The sequence below is a fragment of the uncultured Microscilla sp. genome (assembly GCF_947493425.1).
Taxonomy (GTDB): Bacteria; Bacteroidota; Bacteroidia; order Cytophagales; family Microscillaceae; genus Microscilla.
This window is the reverse complement of record NZ_CANLRP010000292.1, coordinates 1-5,404: the sequence shown is the minus strand read 5'-3', so window position 1 is coordinate 5,404 and position 5,404 is coordinate 1. Positions and strand designations below refer to the sequence as shown.

Annotated in this window: 3 protein-coding genes; 1 reads left to right on the top strand and 2 read right to left on the bottom strand. The window is 41.7% G+C overall.

Translation table 11 applies throughout. The features are described 5' to 3' along the window. Positions 1-239 precede the first annotated feature (239 nt). Together aceA and aceB are read right to left on the bottom strand one after the other, a co-directional pair. Positions 240-1,517, bottom strand: coding sequence for an isocitrate lyase (gene aceA / locus Q0954_RS32580; protein ID WP_299465768.1), 1,278 nt, complete (start codon positions 1,515-1,517; stop codon positions 240-242). Positions 1,518-1,810: 293 nt separating this feature from the next. Continuing rightward, the gene (gene aceB, locus Q0954_RS32575) at positions 1,811-3,421 is read right to left on the bottom strand and encodes a malate synthase A (protein ID WP_299465765.1); all 1,611 of its coding nucleotides are present in this window, start codon (positions 3,419-3,421) and stop codon (positions 1,811-1,813) included. Between the two features lie 276 nt (positions 3,422-3,697). Here aceB and Q0954_RS32570 point away from each other — a divergent pair, with 276 nt between their 5' ends. Continuing rightward, positions 3,698-5,212 carry a helix-turn-helix domain-containing protein gene (locus Q0954_RS32570; RefSeq protein ID WP_299465762.1) on the top strand — a complete coding sequence of 505 codons (1,515 nt, stop codon included), beginning with the start codon at positions 3,698-3,700 and terminating at the stop codon, positions 5,210-5,212. Positions 5,213-5,404: the final 192 nt, after the last annotated feature.

Below are 5,404 nucleotides of genomic sequence, written 5' to 3'. Positions count from 1 at the left end.
TATTTTTTAATATGACCTTTGTAGGGGCGACCACAAGGGGTAGCCCTTACGCTTTCGTTTTGTGTTTTTTTATGGATCTGAAACTGCGAGGTTGACTTTTCTGCTTTTGATCTTTTTTTAATAAATCAGACCCTTGCATTATGCCAAACCAAAAAAACCGTTTGGAAAGCATCCAAACGGTTTTTAGTCAACAAAAACACACAATCACATCTACTATGAAGTGAACAGGTCGCTCACTTCTAGAATTGCTCCTCTTCGGTAGAACCCTTGAGGGCAACAGTAGATGCCTGTCCTGAAGTTACGGTGTTTTGCACCGCATCAAAATATCCGGTTCCAACAAATGCCTGGTGTTTTACCGCACTGAAACCGTCTGCCTGTAAGGCAAATTCTCTTTGTTGTAAGGCAGAGTACCCCAACATTCCTTGATCTTTATAAGCCCTTGCCAATTCAAACATACTAGTGTTAAGCGCGTGGAAACCAGCCAGTGTAATAAATTGGAACTTGTAGCCTAATTTAGCCAGGTTTTCACGGTACTCCAGCATCTCTTGGTCGCTTAACTTAGAAGCCCAGTTAAAAGAAGGAGAACAGTTGTAAGCCAGCATCTTCTCAGGGTATTTGGCGTGAATAGCTTCAGCAAATTGCTTGGCTTCTTCAATGCTTGGGTGCGAAGTTTCCATCCAAATAAGGTCGGCATAAGGCGCATAAGACAAACCACGGTCAATTGCTTGTTCAATGCCGCTTTTTACATAATAGAAACCTTCGTGGCTTCTTTCACCAGTCAAAAACTTATGGTCTCTTGGGTCTACATCACTGGTAAGCAACTGAGCTGCGTCTGCGTCAGTACGTGCTACCAATACTGTAGGTACACCCATTACATCACTGGCAAGACGAGCCGCTACCAGTTTGTTGATGGCTTCGGTAGTAGGTACCAATACTTTTCCTCCCAAATGACCACATTTTTTAGCCGATGACAATTGGTCTTCGAAGTGAACCCCGGCAGCACCTGCCTTGATCATTGCTTTCATTAATTCAAAAGCGTTTAGGTTACCACCAAAACCAGCCTCAGCGTCAGCCATAATAGGCACCAACCACTCTGTTTTATCTTCCCCTTCGCCTACCGACTGAATCTGGTCAGCTCTAAGCAAAGCATTGTTAATTCTTTGTACTACTTTAGGAACGCTGTCGGCAGGGTACAAGCTTTGGTCAGGATACATCTCGCCAGCAAGGTTAGCATCTGCTGCCACTTGCCAGCCACTCAAATAGATCGCCTGTAAGCCAGCCTGTACTGCCTGTACAGCTTGATTTCCAGTTAAACAGCCTAAGCCAGCTACATAATCCTGGCTTTGCATTTTACGCCATAATGTTTCGGCGCCCAATTTGGCAATGGTATGCTCAATACGGTAAGACCCCTGTAGTTTGATTACCTCTTCGGCAGTATAAGGGCGTTCTATACCTTTCCAGCGTGGATTTGTAGACCAATCTTTGATTATTTCGTTTATTTTATCAATCTTTGTCATAATAATTTGCGTTTTTAAATAAACCCAAGGCAGATAGTGGCAGCTATTTGCCTTTTTTTGTTTTATAAATTGGTAGTCGGTAGACGATAGTCAGTAGTATTCACAGCCTCAAGCTTTTAGCGACAAGCTTCAAATTAGTTGCTTGTAGAGGCTTCTAACTACGCTTTTTGTAAATAACTGAAAATCAGTGTGATACAAAAGCGTGGTTACTTGTGGAACAGGGTGTAGCTTGCGACTTGTCGCTTGAAGCTTGCCCCTGTCGGGGCTATGGACTACCGACTATAGTCTCCTAACTATGAAATATGTTTATAAGCTTCCAGTGTTAAGAAATCTTCAAACTGGTCATTGGTTACCAGCTCATCAAAAAGTTTGATGGCAAGTTCAAACTGACCTTTTTGATAGTGTTCTTCACCTACATAAGCTTTTATTTTGTCAAGTTCAGAAGGTAACACTTCTTTGTATAACTCCACGTTTACTTCTCTTCCATCGTCAAGTTTTACCCCGTCGTTGTGGATCCATTGCCACACCTGAGCGCGAGAAATCTCCGCAGTGGCAGCATCTTCCATAAGATTATACAAAGCGGCTGCGCCTACACCATTGAGCCAAGATTCTATATAAAGAATACCCACGTTGATGTTGAGCCTTAACCCTGCTTCAGTGATTTTTCCACCTTCGATGTTAAAATTGAGCAAGTCTTCAGTAGTAATGTCATATTCTTGGCTTCTGGTTTCGTGTTTTTGGTTAGGCTGGTCGCCCAATTCTTTGGTAAATACCTCCAAGGCTACCGGAACCAAATCAGGGTGGGCCACCCAAGTACCATCAAAACCAGTTTCAGCTTCTAGTTCTTTATCAGCTTTTACTTTGGCAAAAGCGTTTTTATTTACTTCTTCATCTTTACGACTAGGAATAAAAGCTGCCATGCCACCCATTGCGTGTACACCACGTTTGTGACAGGTTTTTACCAATAATTTGGCATAAGAGCGCATAAAATGCGTAGTCATTCCTACTTGTATCCGGTCAGGGAAAATTCGGTCAGGGTATTGGATAAACTTCTTAATGGCACTAAATATATAGTCCCAGCGTCCAGCATTGAGTCCTGCCATGTGTTCGCGCAACTCATAAATGATTTCATCCATTTCAAAAGCCGCCAGAATAGTTTCAATCAATACTGTGGCTTTGATTGTACCCTGAGGAACCTTTAGTTCTTGTTGAGCCAGTACAAAGGCATCGTTCCAAAGGCGCGCCTCCAGGTGAGACTCTAGTTTAGGCAGGTAAAAATAAATGCCTGAACCTTTGGCTTGTAATGTGGCAATGTTGTGGAAAAAATACAGTCCAAAATCCATCAAACCACCCGACACAGGCTGACCATCTATCAACACGTTTTTATCGACTAAGTGCCAACCACGAGGGCGAACCATCAATACTGCGTGTTTTTCTTTTAGCTTATAAGCTTTGCCTTTTTCGTTTACAAAGTCAATCTTGCGATTGATAGCATCTCTTAAGTTTACCTGTCCTTGCAAACAGTTGTCAAGAGTAGGTGAATTAGAGTCTTCAAAGTCGGCCATGAATACCTTGGCGCCAGAGTTTAACGCATTGATAATCATCTTGCGGTCTACTGGTCCGGTAATCTCAGTACGGCGATCTTGAATTTCGGCAGGCACCTCGGCTGCTTTCCAGTCACCCTCACGAACACTTTGAGTGGCAGCAAGGAAATCAGGCATTTCGCCTTGATTGATTTTTTGCTGACGTTGCTCGCGTTCTTGTAATAGCTCTTGACGGCGTTTCTCAAAAGTGCGGTGTAGCTTTACCAAAAAAGCCTGGGCTTCCGGCGTAAGTACATCGGCATACTTTTTTTGAATCTTTTCGTCTTTTATTTTAAATCCTTCGATAAGTGTTTCTTGCATGGGAGTGTTAAAAGGTTTTCGTTTTCTGTTGTACAAAGAAAAGGAAAGCGAAAACAAAAAACAAGCGAAATTTCGCTAAATGTGAAAAATATTTAATTTTTATACTTTCTGTATTAATAAAAGGTTTCGCTATATTTGTACAATCCTATTCTTTAGGAGATTATTAAAAACAAGCAGACAGCCTAATATACCAAACGATCAGGAGGTTGGATAAAAAATCAATAACCATTTGTTGTTTGCCAATCGTTAAAAACAAAAGAATAAAAGAATACGCCTTTGAAGATTAAAGAAGAAAATATCAGACTCATTTTTGGGGTAAAGGTCAAGCAATTGAGAACTGAAAAAAAGCTTTCGTTGGCTGAAGTATCCAAAGCAACTGGCATATCTATTTCTTATTTGAACGAAATAGAAAAAGGAAAAAAGTATCCTAAGCCCAACAAAATAGCTACGTTGGCACAAACCCTTGAAGTAGACTATGATTGGTTGATTTCTTTGCAACTAAGCAAAAAACTGGCGCCCATTGCCGAACTCATTCAATCTGACATGCTCACTAGTTTGCCTTTAGAGATTTTTGGCATTGAGTTGAGCACCTTGATAGACATGATTACCAATACGCCCGCCAAGGTGAGTGCTTTTATAAGTACTCTCATAGAAATAGCCCGAAACTATGACATGAGCGTAGAGCGTTTCTATTTCTCAGTATTACGCTCTTACCAGGAAATGCATGAAAACTATTTTGAAGACCTGGAGCAAGCAGCTGAAAAGTTTGCCAAAGAGCATCAACTTGGCGACCTACCTTTAAGTGTAGCCACTTTAGAGCAATTGCTTAAAGAAAAGTATCAATATGAAATAGACCGTGAGAGTATATTGGAGTATCCGATACTAAAAAGTCAACGCTCGGTGCTTATTCCTAAAGGCAGGGGAGGAGGTAGGTTATTGCTCAACCCAAACCTTGCTACTAGTCAAACTTTATTTACTTTGGGCAAAGAGTTGGGCTACAATTACCTAAAGCTCCGCAACCGTTTTTATACTTCTTCTACCATCAAGGTCGATTCTTTTGAGCAAATCTTGAACAATTTCAAAGCTTCTTACTTTGCCAACGCCTTGCTGATGCCTGCCAAACACTTTGTGACCAAGCTGAAAGGAGCCATTACCTTAAGTACCTGGAACGAATCCGTGTTTTTAGGTTTGTTGGACGAATACGATGCGTCGCCCGAAATGTTTTTGCACCGCCTCACCAATTTAGTACCTCGTTTTTTTGGGCTTAAGCAATTGTTTTTTTTGCGTTTTCACCACACCCGCGACAACAACGAGTATGAGTTGAACAAAGAGTTGCACCTGGCAGGTTTGTACAATCCACATGGCAACATGCTCAACGAACACTATTGCCGTCGTTGGGTGTCTATCAATATTCTCAAAGACCTGGAAAAAGCCCAAATAGGAGACAAGTCTAAAACCAGCAGTGGAGTGATTTGTAGCGCTCAACGCTCACAATATATAGATTCAGAAAACGAATACCTGTGTATTTCGCTGGCGCGTGCCATCAACCCTACCCCCAATACCAACAGCAGTGTTACCATTGGTTTTTTGATGACCAAAGAGTTTAAACGTAAAGTGAAGTTTTGGAACGATCAGGCAATTCCGACCCGACAAGTAGGGGTAGCTTGCGAACGTTGCTCTAACCTGGATTGTAAAGAACGGGCAGCTGAGCCTTTGAGTGTAGAAGAAAAAAACAGTACTGATGAAATGCAGGACGCTTTGAACGAACTTAAGTTACGGTGGGGGAGTTGATCTTATATGTAATTAAGAGTTTTCAATTACGAATTAGCGTAAAGCTAGGCTGAAAACAAAAACCAGCGCCCAACCTGTCTGGTTTTCGAAAACAATTCAACCCCAAAAAACAACTTTCCCGTGTTGGTCTTAAGGCTTCCGCCAGACCAACACACTTGCTTATCCTAAAGTTTGTACACAAGTTGTTTTTCA

Bases quoted from the DNA above. Each gene is read 5' to 3' on its own strand.
- aceB (WP_299465765.1), bottom strand. From the start codon at position 3,421: ATGCAAGAAACACTTATCGAAGGATTTAAAATAAAAGACGAAAAGATT.
- aceA (WP_299465768.1), bottom strand. From the start codon at position 1,517: ATGACAAAGATTGATAAAATAAACGAAATAATCAAAGATTGGTCTACA.